This window comes from Peptoclostridium sp. AF21-18, from assembly GCF_003478825.1.
Taxonomy (GTDB): Bacteria; Bacillota; Clostridia; order Peptostreptococcales; family Peptostreptococcaceae; genus Peptacetobacter.
The window spans coordinates 60,459-79,426 of the sequence record NZ_QUGE01000005.1; the positions used below are offsets into that span (position 1 = coordinate 60,459).

13 protein-coding genes are annotated in these 18,968 nt (G+C 31.6%); 2 read left to right on the forward strand and 11 right to left on the reverse strand.

The annotated features are described in order from the left end of the window. Positions 1–73 precede the first annotated feature (73 nt). On the reverse strand, positions 74–2,710 hold the full coding sequence (locus tag DWX74_RS03995) for a calcium-translocating P-type ATPase, PMCA-type (RefSeq protein WP_118548821.1): 2,637 nt from the start codon (positions 2,708–2,710) through the stop codon (positions 74–76). 288 nt (positions 2,711–2,998) lie between these two features. Beyond that, entirely contained in the window at positions 2,999–4,792 is a 1,794-nt protein-coding gene (aspS, locus tag DWX74_RS04000; protein ID WP_040410672.1) for an aspartate--tRNA ligase, read from the reverse strand. 259 nt (positions 4,793–5,051) lie between these two features. Between aspS and DWX74_RS04005 the strand changes: the two genes are divergently transcribed. Next, complete coding sequence (locus DWX74_RS04005; RefSeq protein WP_118548822.1) at positions 5,052–5,684, forward strand: NUDIX hydrolase N-terminal domain-containing protein; 633 nt, start codon at positions 5,052–5,054, stop codon at positions 5,682–5,684. A gap of 119 nt (positions 5,685–5,803) precedes the next feature. After that, entirely contained in the window at positions 5,804–6,373 is a 570-nt protein-coding gene (locus DWX74_RS04010; RefSeq protein WP_118548823.1) for a GNAT family N-acetyltransferase, read from the forward strand. Between the two features lie 51 nt (positions 6,374–6,424). Here DWX74_RS04010 and DWX74_RS04015 read toward each other — a convergent pair whose 3' ends face one another. The 9 genes from DWX74_RS04015 to DWX74_RS04055 all read right to left on the reverse strand — a co-directional run bounded on the left by DWX74_RS04015 (position 6,425) and on the right by DWX74_RS04055 (position 18,920). Further along, positions 6,425–7,504, reverse strand: a complete 1,080-nt coding sequence (locus tag DWX74_RS04015) for a helix-turn-helix domain-containing protein (protein ID WP_118548824.1) — start codon at positions 7,502–7,504, stop codon at positions 6,425–6,427. A 381-nt stretch (positions 7,505–7,885) separates the two neighbouring features. Then, on the reverse strand, positions 7,886–9,148 hold the full coding sequence (hisS, locus tag DWX74_RS04020; protein ID WP_006440871.1) for a histidine--tRNA ligase: 1,263 nt from the start codon (positions 9,146–9,148) through the stop codon (positions 7,886–7,888). After that, positions 9,138–10,688 carry a coproporphyrinogen dehydrogenase HemZ gene (gene hemZ, locus DWX74_RS04025; RefSeq protein WP_199647542.1) on the reverse strand — a complete coding sequence of 517 codons (1,551 nt, stop codon included), beginning with the start codon at positions 10,686–10,688 and terminating at the stop codon, positions 9,138–9,140. The genes hisS and hemZ overlap by 11 nt, the downstream gene beginning before the upstream one ends. 66 nt (positions 10,689–10,754) lie before the next feature. Then, positions 10,755–11,390, reverse strand: coding sequence for an MBL fold metallo-hydrolase (locus DWX74_RS04030; protein ID WP_118548826.1), 636 nt, complete (start codon positions 11,388–11,390; stop codon positions 10,755–10,757). Between the two features lie 12 nt (positions 11,391–11,402). Next, positions 11,403–11,852 carry a D-aminoacyl-tRNA deacylase gene (dtd, locus tag DWX74_RS04035; RefSeq protein WP_006440868.1) on the reverse strand — a complete coding sequence of 150 codons (450 nt, stop codon included), beginning with the start codon at positions 11,850–11,852 and terminating at the stop codon, positions 11,403–11,405. A 24-nt stretch (positions 11,853–11,876) separates the two neighbouring features. Continuing rightward, on the reverse strand, positions 11,877–14,192 hold the full coding sequence (locus DWX74_RS04040; protein WP_286164185.1) for a RelA/SpoT family protein: 2,316 nt from the start codon (positions 14,190–14,192) through the stop codon (positions 11,877–11,879). A gap of 43 nt (positions 14,193–14,235) precedes the next feature. Next, positions 14,236–14,748 (reverse strand): adenine phosphoribosyltransferase, encoded by a 513-nt coding sequence (locus DWX74_RS04045; protein WP_118548827.1) that lies wholly within the window; start codon positions 14,746–14,748, stop codon positions 14,236–14,238. A 17-nt stretch (positions 14,749–14,765) separates the two neighbouring features. After that, the gene (gene recJ, locus DWX74_RS04050; RefSeq protein ID WP_118548828.1) at positions 14,766–17,234 is read right to left on the reverse strand and encodes a single-stranded-DNA-specific exonuclease RecJ; all 2,469 of its coding nucleotides are present in this window, start codon (positions 17,232–17,234) and stop codon (positions 14,766–14,768) included. A gap of 15 nt (positions 17,235–17,249) precedes the next feature. After that, positions 17,250–18,920 carry an ABC1 kinase family protein gene (locus tag DWX74_RS04055; RefSeq protein ID WP_199647544.1) on the reverse strand — a complete coding sequence of 557 codons (1,671 nt, stop codon included), beginning with the start codon at positions 18,918–18,920 and terminating at the stop codon, positions 17,250–17,252. Positions 18,921–18,968: the final 48 nt, after the last annotated feature.

Sequence of the window (18,968 nt, forward strand, 5' to 3'; positions counted from 1 at the left end):
TATTTTATTTAACAAAAAAATAGGAAGTCAAAGACTTCCTATTTTTTCGTTGTGGATTTTTCTATTTACTAAATTATTTAACTGATTTTCTTATAAATATTTTACCAACTTCCATTACAAGAGTTGATATTAATGCAAGTCCTATACATATTCCAAGTTCCTGCATACCAAATGCTAGTGGTATTGAGAATATTTGTCTTACTGCTGGTATTAATACTATTGAGTATAATAAGAAGCATACTGTCATAGCACCTATAACGTATTTATTTGAGAAGAATCCTATTTTAACTGCAGGATCTACGTTTGAACGGCTTGCTATTGTCTGTAATGTTCTTGCAAATATTAATGTTGTGAATGCCATTGCTACACCAAATTCTGGAGATACCTGCATTCCTATGTACTGAGCTATTATTGTAACTATACCTATTACAATACCTCTAAATACTACACGCTGCATAGTTCCATCAGCTAATATACCTTCATTTGCTGATCTTGGAGCTCTCTTCATTGTTCCTCTTTCTGTTGGTTCAAATCCTAGTGCTATTGCTGGAAGTGAGTCATTTACAAGGTTTATGAATAGAAGCTGTAATGCTGTAAATGGATTTGTCCAGTTAGCAAATACCGCAAATAGTATAGCTATTATCGCACCAAAGTTACCTGCAAATAAGTATGTTATAGATTTTTTGATATTGCTATAAACTGTTCTACCAACTTCAACTGCATTTACTATACTTGCAAAGTTGTCGTCAACTAGTACCATATCACTGGCATCCTTTGCAACATCTGTACCACTACCCATACCTATACCTATATCTGCCTGTTTTAAAGCTGGTGCATCATTTACACCATCACCTGTCATAGCTGATACACAGTCTTTTTTCTGCCAAGCTCTTACTATTCTTATTTTGTTTTCTGGAGAAACCCTTGCGTATACAGTTATTTTTTCTAGTTTTTCATCTAGTTCTTCTTCTGTAAGTGCGTCTAATTCCTGACCTGTTAAAGCAAGGTCACCATCTTCCATTATTCCTATTTCTCTAGCTATTGCAGCTGCTGTTGTTTTGTGGTCACCAGTTATCATAACTGTTTTTATTCCAGCTTCTTTAGCTTCTGCAACTGCATCTATTACTTCTGCTCTTGGAGGGTCTATCATTGCAAGTAGACCTATTAAAGTTAAATCGTCTTCATCTTCTATCGAAGGAGCAAATCCTTCTTCTACTTCTTTATATGTAAATGCTAAAACTCTTAGCGCTCTATTTGAGAATCCTTCGTTCTGAGTTCTAAACTGCTGTTTTATTTCATCTGTAAGTTCTTTCTTTTCTCCATTTATTAAAACGTATTTTGATCTAGAGAATATTATATCTGGAGCACCTTTTGTAAACATAAAGTATCCATCTCTAGTTTTATTTACAGTTGTCATTAATTTTCTATCAGAGTCGAATGGTAATTCTTCAACTCTAGGATTTTCATTTCTTATATCTTCATAGTTTAATCCATTTTTATTTGCAAAATTGATTAAAGCGGTTTCTGTTGGGTCACCTATTTCCTGACCTTCACTACCTATTGCAGAGTCATTACATAATACTGAGCATAATGTAAGTAATCTGCTGTGTGCGTTAGATTCATAGCTTTCTGCTGAATTCATAACTTCTGGTTCAGTTCCATTCATGTATAAATCTACTACTGTCATCTTGTTCTGAGTAAGTGTACCAGTTTTATCTGTACATATAACTTTTGCTGAACCTAATGTTTCAACTGCAGGAAGTTTTCTTATTATAGCCTGTTTTTTAGCCATATTATTTGTTCCAACTGCTAAAACTATAGTCATTATTGATGATAATGCTTCTGGTATTGCAGCAACGGCTATTGCTACTGCGAACATGAATGAGCTAAGAACTACCTCACCCATATTTCCTGTTCCCATTAGGAATGCTTTACCAACCTGTATTCCGAATATTAATAGTGCAAGTAATGTTATACCAACACCTAATTTTTTACTGAATGCTTCTATATTCTGCTGAAGTGGAGTAAGTTTTGAGTCTGCATTTTCAAGTAGTCCTGCTATTTTACCCATTTCACTGTTCATACCAGTTCCAGTTGTTACAAATGTTCCTCTACCATAAACTACCATTGAACCACTGAATACCATATTTTTCTGGTCTCCTAAAGGAGATTCATCTTCTATAACATCTATGTGTTTTAATACTGGTTCTGATTCACCTGTAAGCATTCCTTCAACACATTTTAATGTCTGTGCTTCTATTAATCTACCATCTGCTGGTACATAATCCCCTGCTTCAAGTATTACTACGTCCCCTGGTACTAATTCTTTAGCAGGTATAGTTAATTTATCCCCACCTCTAATAACTTTCGCATTTGGTGCAGATAATGCTTTTAAACTGTCTAATGAGCTTTCTGCTTTCTTAGTCTGAACAACACCAAGTATACTGTTAAGTATTATAACCGCAAATATTATTAAAGATTCCATAGTTTCACCTAATGCAATCTGAACTATTGCAGCTATAAGAAGTATTATTACTAGTGGATCTTTAAAGCTTTCTAAAAATAGTTTCCATACAGGTACTTTGTCTTTTTCCTGTAATTCGTTGTAGCCATGTTTTTCTAAAAGCTGTTTTGCTTTTTCTTGACTCAAACCATTTTCACTTGATTCTAAGTCAGTTAAAACTTCTTCATAATTTTTTTGATAAAACATAAGTATTCCTCCTTTTCTTCTCTAATAGATATGATTCCTTTTTGATTTATTTTGAGTAATAAAAAAACCTTGATACGAACCTTCAAAATAAACCGTTGTCTATTTTGAAGGTCTCGCTATCAAGGTTAACATTCTATCCTCGCCAGTTGACCGAGCGTATATGCTGTATTGACGACCAACTGCACTTATCTGTGTAAGCTACTCCCCTTCGAGAAGTATTATTATTTTGTAATAAGTATTATATATCTTTTAGCTAAATTTGTCTATATTTATTTTAATATTTACAATTTAGTTTTCTTCTTTTATATCTACTTTTATGCTTAATTCTTCAAGCTGAGCATCTTCTGCTGGAGCTGGAGCATTTGTCATTGGACATATAGCGTTCTGGTTTTTAGGGAATGCTATAACTTCTCTTATGTTGTCCACTCCTGCAAGTAGCATAACTAATCTATCAAGTCCAAATGCCATACCAGCGTGTGGTGGTGCACCGTATTTGAAAGCATCTAGTAAGAATCCGAATTTGTTATAAGCTTCTTCTTCACTTAACCCTAGAGCTGCGAACATTTTTTTCTGAACTTCAGAGTCAGATATTCTCACAGATCCTCCACCTACTTCGTATCCATTTAATACTATATCGTATGCTTTTGCTCTTAATGTATCTTTTTCATCAGTGTCAAGTCTGTCTATATCTTCATCTAATGGAGAAGTGAATGGATGGTGTTTAGCAACATATCTTCCATTTTCTTCATCTTCTTCAAATAGTGGGAATTCTGTTACCCATAAGAAGTTGAACTGATTTTTCTTTTCTTCTAATATTCCTAGTTTTTCTGCAACAGCAAGTCTTACCTGTCCTAATGCATCGTAAACTATAGCATCTTTGTCAGCAACGAATAGAAGTAAATCTCCTACTTTACCATTCATTCTTTCAACTATTGCATTTAAGTCTTCTTCACTGAAGAATTTAGCTATTGGAGATGTTACTCCTTCTTCAGTTATTTTCATCCATGCAAGACCTTTAGCTTTGTATGTTTTAGCGCAGTCTTCTAAATGAGATATCTGTTTTCTTGGGAATTTTTCAGCCATTCCTTCAACATTTATCCCTCTAACACTCTTACCTTTTTCAGCACAGTCAGCGAATACTTTGAATCCACATCCTTCAACTAAATCAGTTATGTTTACAAATTCATATCCAAATCTAGTATCTGGTTTGTCTGAACCGTATCTGTCCATAGCTTCTGCGTAAGTCATTCTTGGTAGAGGAAGTTCTATATCAACATTTATAGTTTCTTTGAATATTTCCTGAACCATTTTTTCCATTATTGTCATAACATCTTCTGCTTCAACGAAAGACATTTCTGTATCTATCTGAGTGAATTCTGGCTGTCTATCAGCTCTTAAATCTTCATCTCTGAAACATTTTACTATCTGGAAGTATCTATCCATACCAGAAACCATTAATAACTGTTTTAATAACTGTGGTGACTGTGGTAATGCATAGAATTTACCTTCATTAACTCTACTTGGTACTAAGTAGTCTCTTGCACCTTCTGGAGTTGGTTTAACTAAGAATGGTGTTTCTATTTCACAGAAGTTCTGTTCTGTTAAGTATCTTCTTACTATGTTAGTAACCTGCTGTCTTAACATTAAGTTTCTCTGCATTTTTGGTTTTCTAAGATCAAGATATCTGTATTTTAATCTTAATGCTTCTGAAACATCATCGTCATCTTTTATGTATATTGGTGGTGTTTCTGATTTGTTTAGTAATCTTAATTCATTTGCGAATACTTCAACATCTCCTGTTGGCATGTTAGGGTTTTTAGACTGTCTTTCTCTAACTTCCCCTTTAACAGCTATTACATATTCTGATCCTAATTTTTCTGCTTTTTCAAAAGCTTCTTTATCTACATCTGTATCGAATACTATCTGGCATATTCCGCCTCTATCTCTTAAATCAACGAATACAAGACCTCCAAGATTTCTCTTTTTCTGTACCCATCCCATAAGTACAACTTCCTGTCCTATATTTTCAGCTCTTAATTCGCCACAATAGCAGCTTCTTTTTAGACCTTTTATTGTTTCCAAACTTATTACCTCCGTCCTCATTTTGACTATATTGAATCTCCCTTGACAAAAGTCCGAGTATTCTTTCCAATTTACTGAACATCAAGCTATTAAGTTAGCAATTGTTCTTTTACATTTTAATAAATTGCATATAGTATATATTATATCGTATTAACACTTTATTGTGAATACAATGTGTTATAATTGCCTTGATAAGTTTTTTATTATCATATTTTAATATTATAACATATTTCTCATTTTTTGAGATATAGGAGGAAACATGAAAAATAATACTTTTTTAAATGAACCTTGGCTTAAATGGGCAATAGATATTCAGAGTATAGCCCAGGCTGGAATTGAATACACAAAAGATATTTACGATAAAGAAAGATATGAAATGCTTAGAGATATCGCCGCAGAAATGATTTCTTTTAAGACTGAAATACCAAAAGACAAAGTTTACAATCTTTTCTGCAATGAAAAAGGTTACCAAACTCCAAAGATAGATACTAGAGGAGCTGTTTTTAAAGACGGTAAAATACTACTTGTTCATGAAAATACTGGTAAATGGTCGCTTCCTGGAGGTTGGTGTGATGTGTTAGAGTCAGTCGCTTCTAATACAGTAAAAGAAGTTAGAGAAGAGTCTGGATATAATGTAAAATGTGATAGAGTTATCGCACTTCACGATAGAAATAAAAGAAATAAACCACTTTATGTTTATGGTATCTGCAAAATATTTGTACAATGTGAATTAATTGATGGTGGATTTGTAGAAAATATAGAAACTACTGAAGCTAAATTCTTTGGATTGAATGAACTTCCAGAGTTAGATGAAGCCAAGTGTACTAAGGAACAAGTTAAAATGTGCTTTGATGCATATAATGATCCTAATTGGAAAGTTATTTTAGATTAATTCTTTAAATTTATATTTATATTTGAAATATCTATAATTGTATTAATGTTAACTATATATCTATTGTAGACATAGTATATTCTCTCTGATATTATGAACTCTGTAAGGAGTGAGTTTGTATGAGTGAATTTTTAGGGAATAACAATCCCTTTTATTTTGAGAAAGACATAAAACTTTTAAATGGTGATATATTATCATTAAGAAATGCTATCACAGCTGATGCAGAAACTGTGGTTAATTTCTTTAAAGTAACTTCAGATGAAAGCGATAATCTATCTTTTTCATCTGATGAATATTTTGTAACACCTTATGAAGAAAAAATAGTAATCTCAAACATCAATAGAAATAGTAAGACTATAATGATTCTTGGTTTTATAGATGAAGTTCTTTGTTGCATTGCAGAGCTTAATTCTTCTGCTGAATTAAGATTATCTCACAACGTAGAGTATTCTATAACTGTCCTTAAAGAATTTTGGGGAATAGGGATTGGAAATGCTATAACAAAAGAAATTATAGAGTTTGCAGAAGAAAAAAATATTAAAAATATAGTTCTATCTGTAAGACGGGAAAATAGCGCTGCAATAAATCTTTATAAAAAATATGGATTTAAAACTGTAGGAATAAAAAAGGACTATATTTGCATAGACGGAAAATACGACGATGAAATATCTATGCAGCTACAATTATAAAAATAAAAAGGATGTCTCAATTATATTTTTGAGAACATCCTTTTTTTATATTTATACTTTTCTTACCACTTTTGTTATAGCCTCAACTACAGCGTAGAATACACCTGCACAAGGCCAAATTACCCAACTTATATGCCAGTTAAATGTATAGAAACTATATGCTAAATATATAGTTGCTATTGTACACCAGTATATTGTATCTAAATGCTCATTTTTTCTATTATTTTCTTTTTCTTCTACTGTATACTCGCCAATTTGCAGTACTTTTTCATATCCTTCTCTTAGCATCTCAGCTTTAACTATCATATTAACTCCTATTGAAATCAATACTAAAAGCAATGCTACACAAATTACCATTATATATTCTTCTGCATCTAATGCTCCTGCCGCAATAAGAGGAATTGCTCCTATTATGAATAAAGCTACTCCAAAAGCCATACTCTGTTGCAATTTTCCTTCAAAACTATCATTCTTTTCTTCTACAAATCTTAAAGAACTTGAATCTACTTCTATCGGTCTATCCATATATTTAAATTTATCCATTTTCATTCCGTATATTATAAATACTGATACTGCACTAGCAACCATAATTAAAAGTATTATTAGGCCAATCATAGCTGCATGATCTTCTTTTAGTGGAATTTTATGTTGCTCTGCAAATCCAGCCAAAAGTACCAACATTACTGGTGATAAAATACAAAACATAACAGCTCTAGCAAATTTTTTTGCAGTAATTTCGGCTAGTTCAATATAATTTGAAACCTCTTCAAAACTAGTCTTTCTTCTTTTTATCACATTCTCATTAGCTTTTTCTTCACCGATAATTCTATCTATAGCTATATCTGATGATATATTTCTATTATTTATATATGAACTTTCCTCAATTTTATTCATATAAATTGAGCTTTCACTCCTATCAAATTTTTCTTCTTTAAAATCATCTTTTAAAAGATAGTCTGTGGATACATCAAATATTTCACTGATTTTTATTATTTTTTCAAGAGTTGGTACAGATTCCCCACTTTCCCATTTTGATACAGATTGTCTAGATATATCTAATCTCTCTGCTAGTTCCTCTTGTGACCATCCATTCTTTTTTCTTAAATTCATTATTTTTTCTGATAATGTCATCTTCCTCACCTCTTTTAACTTGGTCGATATATCGTTCCCTTTAGATATCTATTTCTATGGTCTTATCTTACCAAAATTCTTAAAATCATACTACCAACTACACTAACAAATTTGTCAACTGCTAGTTGCATCGTTGAAATTTCAATATTTAACTAGTATATTTACTCACTATAAAAATAAAGAAGGCTGTTTGCAATTTAATTTTCAAGCAGCCTTCTAAAAAACTTAAACACAAGTAGCTCGCACCGACAATTCTGCAAGCGCCTCGCATCTATTAAATGTGTTATATAGTAAAGCGAGGCGCTGAAGCCTGGAGAGCGAATACTTGTGTTAAGTTTAAAGGCTGCTACAAAATTAATTGCAACAGCCTTTTATTTTTATTTATAATCTTTCTTTTAATTCTTTTACTAGTTCACTAAGTTTTACAGTGTGCTGTTCTGATGTAGCCATGTTTTTAAGTGATGCTTCGTTGTTTTTAAGTTCATCATCACCTATAACTATTGTAAACTTAGCATTTATCTTATCAGAGTATTTAAACTGAGCTTTAACACTTCTTGATAAGTGATCTTTATCAGCACTTATGTGATTATCTCTTAATTCTTTTAAAAGACCGAAGCTTTTCTTTTTAGCTTCATCACCTATAGTAACTATGAATATATCTGTAGACTGAGGATTTTCTATTTCTATTCCTGCATCTTCAAGAGTAAGAAGTAATCTTTCTGCTCCAAGTGCAAATCCTATTCCACTAGTTCCTTTAGGTCCACCTAGCTGCTCAACTAGTCCGTCGTATCTACCACCACCACAAACTGTGCTCTGAGCACCTATGTTTTCAGCTATTATTTCAAATGCTGTTCTCTTGTAGTAGTCTAATCCTCTAACTATAGTTTTATCTATTTCGTAAGGTATTTCCATTTCTTTTAGGTATTCTTCAAGTTCTGCAAAATGGGCCTTACAGTCATCACAAAGATTATCTATCATATAAGGTATATCTGTTATAGCCTCTTTACACTGAGGATTTTTACAGTCTATAACTCTCATAGGATTTTTTTCTTTTCTTTCATTGCACATATCGCAAAGAACTTCTGATTTTGAATCTAAGTATTCTCTTAGTTTTTTATCATATTCTTTTCTACAAACTGGGCATCCAACAGAGTTTAAGCTGACTTTTAAGTCTTTTAATCCTAATTCTCTGAAGAACTGCATTGCTAATGATATAGCTTCAGCATCCATTGATGGGCTATCGCTTCCTATAGCTTCAATACCAAACTGGTGGAACTGTCTCTGTCTTCCAGCCTGTGGTCTTTCATATCTGAAGCAAGGAGTTATGTAGAACATTTTTGTTGGCTGAGTATCGGCATATAGTTTATTTTCTATAAATGCTCTTACTGCCCCAGCTGTTCCTTCTGGTTTTAGAGTTATTTCTCTATCTCCTTTATCTTTAAATGAGTACATTTCTTTCTGAACTATATCTGTAGTATCACCTACACCTCTCTGGAATAGTTCTGTATGCTCAAATATCGGTGTTCTCATTTCCTGATACCCGTAAAGTGCACATATTTCTCTAAATTTATTTTCAAGATAATTCCATTTGTACGAGTCTTTAGGAGTTATATCTTTTGTTCCTCTTGGTGCTTTAGTTAGCATTTTTTTCTACCTCCCTTTTTTTCTTTTCAATCATATCCTCAACCCTATCAAGGTATATTTCAAGGTTTTTAACGTCGTCTACTCTTTCAATTCTATTTTCATCTAAGTATACAAATTTAGAAACAGCTCCAGCTCCTATAGCTATGTTAGTCTGTTTTTCTTCCATCATCTGCATATTATAGATGCACTCATATCCTTCTTTAGCGTATCCTACGTTTTCTAAGTTTCCTAGCATCATTTTCTGTCTATACATATAGTACGGATTTAAGTTCATTTCTTTAGCAGCTTCCATAGAAATATCTATCATTTTGATCATTTCTTTGTACTGAGTAAGATTTTCTTTATAAGAATCCATATCCATATTTAATTTAGATGCTCTTTTTATTGCTAGTGTATGAACAGTTAAACTTTCTGGAGATAATTTTTTAATTTCTTCCAGTGTCTTTTTAACCATTTCTGCATCTTCATCGACAAGACCTAAGATTATATCCATATTTATATTATCAAATCCTAGCTCTCTAGCCATTTTGAAGCAAGTTTTTATATCTTCCACGCTATGTTTTCTACCTATTTTTTCTAGTGTAGAATCATTCATAGTCTGTGGGTTTATACTTATTCTATTTACTCCATGTTTTTTAAGTACTCTTAATTTTTCTTCTGTAATAGTATCAGGTCTGCCAGCTTCAACAGTAAATTCTTTTATTTTACTGAAGTCAAAGATTTCAAATAGATTTTCTATCATATAATCCATATCTTCTGCGTCTAAAGCTGTAGGTGTTCCTCCACCTATGTAGAATGTTTCTATTTCCCAACCTCTATTTTTTATTATTTCTGCGGTTCCTCTAGCCTCATCTAAAAGTCTTTCAACATATTTTCTTCTAAGGTTTCCATACTTCTGAATTGAGTTAGATGGGAATGAACAGTAATAACATCTAGTTGGGCAGAAAGGAATACTTACATAAAGAGATATTTTTTTATCGCTTAATGGATAAATAAATCCTCTTTCTCTTTTAGCTATGTCTAGTGCTAATTCAGCTTTTTCATCTGTTATAAAATGCTCTTCTTTTAAATAATTTAAAACCTCTTCATCATCCATTCCATCAGATATTAGGTTATGAACTATTTTAACTGGCTTTATACCTGTTAAATCGCCCCATGGCACATAGCTATCTGGCATAATTTGTTTTAATGCCTGGAACATACTTTTTTTAATGCTCCATCTAGCTGCTTTTTTTACAGCTAGAGAATCTTCTCTTTCTAACTTTTCCACGAATTCAGCATAATTATTAGAATTATTTATTAAATCAGAGTAATCTTTTTCAAATTCTTTCTGTTCTGTAAATTCACCGATTATACTTCCATTTTCGCAAACTTCTGTTTTTGATATTACTTTTTTTCCATTTATTTCTATGCTATTGACTAAAAATTTTTCTTCAGAATTCTGTAATTCTTCAACATATTCAAACTCTGATGTGAATAATTTTATAAGTTCTGAAACCTCGTATTCATAGTCATGCCCTTTTAACACTACTTTTAGCATTTTTTTCTCCTTATACATAATAATTCACTATGCAAAGGCAAAAGCCCTCGCATAGTGTTTTTATTTTTATTCTCCAATGTATCTAGTCGAAAGATAAGGATTATTTTGTTTTTCGTGTCCAAGTACAGTAGGTTCTCCATGACCAGGATAAACAGCTATTTCATTTTCGAATTTTTTTATCTTATTAAGAGATTTTTTCATTTTTCTTTCGTCTCCACCTCTAAGGTCACATCTTCCCATACTTCCTTTGAATAGAGTATCCCCTGTTATAAGATTATTTTCTGTTCTTATACACATACCACCTTCAGTATGACCTGGAGTGTGTATGAATAAAAGTTTTGTTTTACCTAAGTATAGGCTATCTCTGTCATCTACATATATATCTGCATCAAATTCAGTTTTTCCACATCTCATCATATTACTTAAATTGTAGCTTGAATCATTTAACATTTCTTTTTCATCTTTATGAGCTACAACTGGCACTTTTTTATATGCTAATATATCTTTAACATATCCTATATGATCTGCGTGTCCATGAGTTAGGATTACATATTTTAAACCTAATCCTTCTTCTTTTAAGTATTCTATTACTTCATTTGGACTTCCACCTGGATCCACTACTGCAGCTTCTTTAGTTTCATCATCTGATAGTATGTATACGTTTGTTGATGTATAAAAATCGTCAATTCTTTTAATTTCCACTATTTTATCCTCCTAAAAAGATTTATTTGATTCTAAAAGTATAGTTACTGGTCCATCATTTACTAAATCAACCATCATATGTGCTCCAAATTCACCAGTTTCAGTATTTATTCCCTGCTCAGAAACTTTCTTGACAAATTCCTGATAAAGTTTATCTGCTTCTTCTGGTGCAGCAGCATTTGTAAAGCTTGGTCTACGTCCCTTTCTACAGTCACCGTAAAGAGTAAACTGAGAAACAGCAAGCATTTCACCGCCTATATCTTTTAGAGATAAATTCATTTTGTCATTTTCATCTTCAAATATTCTAAGATTGATAGTTTTATCAACTATATAATCTACATCTTTTGAAGTATCTCCATGTGTTACACCTAATAAAACAAGAAGACCTTTGTTTATCTTTCCTGTTGTTCTCCCATCAACTGTAACTTCAGAGCGAGATACTCTCTGTACAACAGCTCTCATTTTAAAATTCTCCTCATTTATATATTAATTTGTCATTCTATAAATTCTTTCAACACCTGGAACTGCTTTTATCTTCTTCATTATATAATCAAGCTGTTCTGTTCCTTCTACTTCCACTAAAAGATTTATAGTAACTTCAGAGTCTTTTCCTTTTCTAGCATTTATTCCATTTAAACCTATTTTTTCATTTGCTACGATATGAGTTATTTCGTTTACTATTCCTCTTCTATCTACAACTTTTATCTGAATTTCTGCTTCAAATGTACTATTGCTATCTTTTCCTTCTCCATCCCAAGATACTTTTATCATTCTCTTCTTGAAGAATTCGTCATCTGGGTTTACATTTACACAGTCTGCTCTATGAACAGCAACTCCTCTTCCTTTAGTTATATATCCAACTATTTCATCACCAGGAAGTGGATTACAGCACTTAGCAAATCTTACTAAGATATTGTCAAGACCTTCAACTATTATTCCCTGTGAAGGAGTTTTCTTTCTCTTCTTGCTGTATTCTGCATCACTTATGTTGTGTTTTTCTATATCTTCAGAAAGGCTAGCTTTCTTTTCTTTCATAGCCTGTCGCATTTCTCTTGTATAAAGCTCTTTAAGCTTAGTAACAACTTGAGATGCCATTATTCCACCATATCCAACTGTAGCTATTAAATCCTCAACATTTGGCTGGTTAAATTTTTTAGCTATTATAAGCATATTTTTATCTATCACAGAATCTTTTGTAGTAGGTAATCCATGTTTTTTAAACTCTCTTTCAAGTATTGCATTACCACGTTCAATATTTTCTTCTCTTCTCTCTTTTTTGAAGAACTGTCTTATTCTACTCTTTGCATTTGGAGTTTTTACTATACCTAACCAGTCTCTACTTGGCCCTGGAGAGTTTGAAGATGTAAGTATTTCAACTATATTACCATTCTGTAATTTGTAATCTAATGTAACCATTCTTCCATCAACTTTTGCACCAACACATTTATTACCTACATTTGTATGTACTCTATAGGCAAAGTCTATTGGAGTTGACTCAGCTGGTAATTCTATAACATCCCCCTGTGGAGTAAATACATATACCTGGCTTGAGAAGACATCTTCCTTTAAGGCATCCATGAATTCATGAGGATCTTTTACATCCTTTTCCCATTCCATCATCTGTCTTAACCACTGAAGTTTTTCTTCTATTTTATCTTCTTTAGAATTAGATATACCTTCTTTATATTTCCAATGTGCAGCTATACCATATTCTGCTATATTGTGCATTTCATGAGTTCTTATCTGAATTTCTAAAGGTTCTCCATCTGGCCCAACAACTGTAGTATGAAGTGACTGATACATATTAGGTTTTGGCATAGCTATGTAATCTTTGAATCTACCTGGGATAGGTTTCCATAGTGTATGCACTACACCTAAGACAGCATAGCAATCTTTTACTGTATCAACTAAAATTCTGACTGCTGTAAGGTCAAAAATCTCCTCGAATGTTTTATTTTTTTTCTTCATTTTTCTATATATACTATAGAAATGTTTTGGTCTACCATAAACATCACATGATATTTCCATTTCAGCAAATTTTTCTTGTAAACAAGTTACTATTCTCGTTATATTTTCTTCTCTCTGACTTCTCTTCATAGATACTTTTTCAACTAATTCATAGTATCCATCGTGATCTATATATCTTAAAGCTAAGTCTTCAAGCTCCCATTTTATCTTAGATATCCCAAGTCTATGAGCTATTCCACCGTATATTTCTAGTGTTTCTGTAGCCTTATATTTTGCTTTTTCTGGATCCATGTAGTTAAGAGTTCTCATGTTATGAAGTCTATCGGCTAATTTTATAAGTATAACCCTTATATCCTTAGCCATAGCTAAAAACATCTTTCTTAAGTTTTCAGACTGTGTTTCCTCTTTTGAGCGGTATTTTATTTTACCAAGTTTTGTAACACCATCTACAAGATCCGCTATTTCTTTATTAAAAATACTTTCTATATCTTCATATGTGTACTCAGTATCTTCAACTACATCATGTAGTAATCCTGCAGTTACTGTTTCTATATCTAGCTGCATATCACATATTATATTTGCAACAGCTAATGGATGTATAAAATACGGTTCTCCCGATTTTCTTTTTTGATCTCTATGTGCATATTTAGCTAATTTATACGCTTTTATAATTGTATCCAAATCGCCATTTGGAGCATATGATTTAACTTTTTCTAATATTTCTAAAAGATCTTTGTCTGATTCAGCAGAAGTGTCGGCGAGAACTTCTAACGTTCTTTCATTTTTTTCGGCATCTTTTAACTTTATGCCCTCTATTTTTTTCTTTCCCTGCATAAAACCACCTTATTCCGTTCCATCTGTATAACTAATCTGTTGATTAGTATTTTATTATTGATTCCACATCGTATCCTTTTAGTTTATCTTTACCATTTAAGAACTCAAGCTCTATTAAGAACTGAATAGATACTATTTCTCCACCTAAGCTTTCTATTAGCTTAGTAGCAGCTTCTACAGTTCCTCCAGTAGCTAATAAGTCATCTATTATAACTACTTTTTTACCTTCTTCTATTGAATCCTTATGCATTTCTATTTTATCTGTTCCATATTCAAGATCATATTCAAAGCTAACTACTTCTGCAGGTAGTTTACCTGGTTTTCTTATAGGTACAAATCCTGCACCTAATGCATAAGCTACAGGAGCACCTAATAAAAATCCTCTTGCTTCAGGTCCAACTACATAATCTACTTCTTTATCTTTTAAGTTTTCAACTATTTTATCTATAGCTGCTTTAAAAGCTTCTCCATCTTTTAATAAAGTTGTTATGTCTTTAAATCCTATACCTGGTTTTGGGAAGTCCTGTATATTTCTTATTTTAGATTCTAAGTTCATCTTTTTTCCTCCAATACTTAAACATTATAAATTTCTTTTGCTTTTTCTCTAATTTGATTTAGATTTATTAAAATTTTACTTCTATTTAAATCAAGCTTAGTATCTGGTTTTGGTAGCACCTCAACATTTACAAAATCACGCTCATCTATTGCTACTTCAAATAGCCTAAGCTCTTTAAAAATCTTGATAATTGCAAATAGTTTTAAAGGAATTATTTTAAATATATTCATTGTATCATCTATTCTAAATCTAATTCCTCTGTTTTTTATTATATATCTATAAATATTTACAAATTCATTTCTAGTTGGAACTATGTTTTCCATTATGCTCTTGATGTAAATTTTATCTATTTCATTGTAATTTTTTATTATTTTACATTCATCTTCCACTTTAGAGTATAATTTTCCATAGTCATCCCTAGTATACAGATAATCATAAAGAATAATATTATTATATCTTTTTACGTCTATTTTATCAATATTAGGTGAGAATATCAGATGTATTTTTGAATGCTTTTTGTCATTTTCATCTATTTCTTTAAAATATATTTCCACTTCTTCTTCTAAAAGTGTTAAATCTGATTTTGCTCTGAAAAATCCATTTATAGAGTTTGCTATTACAAGAGTATTATCTTCAATAAAATCAAATATATTTTCTACTCTTTCTCCCTCTATATCTATATGTCCTAATTTGTATTCCTCTAAACTTTCTATATTGTATAAACTATTTTCATTATTTGGTATTAATTCATTCATAAGTTTAACAGCATCCATATTTGTCGTAGCCGATTTTGGATAAGCAAGTCTCAGGTCTTTAACTAAGAACTGCAATTTTCTTTTTCCCATAAACGTATTTTCATCTAATTGGAATAATACATCTATTCTATCTCCATTTTTTAAACCATCTATTAAATGAGCTGCATTAAATCCGACGCATTCAAATACACTTTCCTTTTCTATTTCTAGTTTTATATGCTGTTTATTTTGTCCCATGAATCTCATATCTCTAAGTATACAATCTCTTAAAATAAACTTTGGTGTTGGATTGCTCATACCAAACGGCTCAAGTTTTCTAAGTTCTTCAATTAAATCAAAGTTAGCTGATTTTTCATCTAATTCGTACTCTACTTTGATTTCTTCTATCATATCTTCTTCTGTAAGATTTATATCAGCTGATTCATTTATTCTTCTTCTAAGCTCTGGTACTTTATCTGCACTTATACTAAGCCCCGCCGCCTGTTCATGACCGCCAAACTTAGTAAGTATATCAGAACATTCTGTTAGGGCATCAAATATACTAAATCCTTTTATAGATCTAGCAGAACCTGTCGCTTCACCATCTTCTATACACATAAGTATTGTAGGTTTGTAGTATTTTTCTGTTAGCTTAGATGCTACTATTCCTATAACACCATGCTGCCAACCTTCATGTGCTAAAACTATAACCTTATCATCTTCATATGATGGATCATTTTTTATAATTGTTTCTGCTTCGTGATGGATTTTCATCTCTATCATTTGTCTATCATTATTTTTTTCATCTAGAGCCAATGCTATTTCGTGTGCAGTATCCTTATCTGTAGCTGTGAATAGTTCTACACCTAAATCAGAAAAACCTAGTCTTCCTGCTGCATTTATTCTCGGTCCTATTGTAAATCCTATATGAGAAGAACCTATTTTTTCTTTATCTACTCCACATACATTTATAAGTTCTGAAAGACCTAAATTATGTCCATTTTTCATCGCTTTTAGACCATTTTTTACAATTATTCTATTTTCATCTACCAAAGGAACTATGTCACATATAGTGGCTAGTGTAGCTATTTCTATATAATCATAAACTGTTGTTTTGAATACTTCTGGTGGAGTAAGTGCCTGTACTAGTTTAAATGCTATTCCACATCCACAAAGCATATCAAAAGGATAATTACAATCATCTTGTTTTGGATTTACAACTGCATATGCATTTGGTATTTCACTCTGACATTCATGGTGGTCTGTGATAATCATTTCTATACCGAGTTCATTGGCGTATTCAACCTCATCTACTGATGTTATTCCACAGTCGACGCTTATAATTAAATCGCATCCTTCCGAATTTATATACTCTATAGCCTCTTTATTTATTCCATATCCTTCTTCTAATCTATTTGGTATATAATATTTAACATCAAAATTTATAGACTTAAAGTACGTAAGTAACACCGACGTAGATGAAACACCGTCAACATCATAATCTCCATATATCCAAACTCTCTCATTTAACTCTATTGCCTTTTTTATACGCTCTGCTGCCTTTCCCATATCCTTCATTAAAAATGGGTCTCTCAAGTAATCTAAGGATGGATTTGTAAATAATTTTATCTCCTCCTCAGAATTTATGTTTCTATTTTCAAGAATTTGAGATATCTCTGGAGAAAGTTTAAACTTTTCTGTTTCATCTGTAACGCCTGGTTTTCCTCTATGTATTAGAGTCCACTTTTTCATATAATCCCTCCAATTCTACCTCTTCTTTATTTTAACTTTTACAATTTCTATAACTAAAATAAGCCCTATTATAAATGATATGAAAAATCCAGCAATTGCCATATATTTTATTCCCATATTACTTTCTATATTAGGAGATGCAATAATAAGTGATGAACCAACTATTATAGATGCAAGTACTAAAGCCATTGTCATCTGTGTTGTCAATTCCTTTAAACAATCCTCTATTCTAGTCATTTTTACTTCTTCAACAGATATTTTTACATTGTTCTTTTCTATTATTTTTAAAACATTTTTTATCTGCTTTGGAAGATTTTTTAAATCTAATACTATATCTTCTATATTTCCCTTTGTTTCCATTGCGATATTTTTAGGATTTATTCTACTCTTGTAGTAATTCTTTATAAATGCCTTGCTAATCTCTCTAGCAGAAAATTCAGGATCCAATGTTCTCGCTGTTCCCTCTAATGTAATTATTGTCTTAGCTAAAGTTATCAACTGAGGTGGCATAGTTATTTTATATTTTCTAAAGAATCTAAAAATCTCATTTAATACCGTTCCTATGCTTATTCTTTCAAGCGGTATATCGTAATAATAGTGTATCATATACAGCATTTCACCCTTGAATCCATCTATATCAGTTTCTTCACCTATTGCATCTATTTCAGTAAGAACTCTAACTATCTTATCTACATTCTTCTCTGATGCTGCAAGTGCAAATTTATTTAGGAAATTAAGAGTTCTATTGTCTACCATACCAATCATACCAAAATCTATATATGCTATTTGAGATTCACTAAGCACAAATATATTTCCAGGATGTTGGTCTGCATGGAAGAATCCAAAATCGAATACCTGTCTTAAAAAAGCTTTAACTCCTATGTGTGCTATTTTCTTAGTATCCCAACCTTTTTCTCTAATTAAGTCTATATCACTTAATTTTATTCCTTCTATTCTTTCCATTATCAATACTCTCTTTGTTGTATATTCCATATGTATCTCTGGAATATATACCTCATCGCTATTTTGGAAAATTCTCTTCATTTTTACAGCATTTACAGCTTCGAAATTATAATCTAATTCTCTTAATAACTGGCTAGACAGCTCCTCTAGCATCTCTTTCATATCTATATTGTAATCTTTTATAATATCCTGAATAGATCCAGATACTCTCTTTAATATCTCTAAGTCAGATTTTATAGTTTCCTCTATATACGGACGCTGTACTTTTATTACAACTTTTTCTCCATCTTTTAAAACTGCATTGTATACCTGTCCAATAGATGCAGCTGCTATAGGCTCTTTGTCAAACTCAGAGAATATTTCCTCTATATTTCTTCCAGTTTCTTCTTCTATTATTGCCATAGCTACATCGGTATCAAATGTTTCAACATCATCTCTAAGCTTAACAAGCTCATCTATCATATCTTGATCTAAAAGGTCCCGTCTTGTACTAAGAATCTGTCCCATTTTTATATACGTAGGACCTAGTTCTTGAAGTGCTAATCTTAACCTTTGGCCAGATGTCATATTTTTTATATCATCTTTAGGTTCTGAAGATGATACATCTATCTTGCTTCCAGATCCTTCTTTATTTATTCTCTCTATTATAAAACTAAAACCGTACTTAACCATAACCTGGGCAATTTCTTTATATCTTTTTATATGTCTATAACTTATTCGCATTATTTCACCGCCCATCTTTATATATTTAATTTTATTTTATCATACATT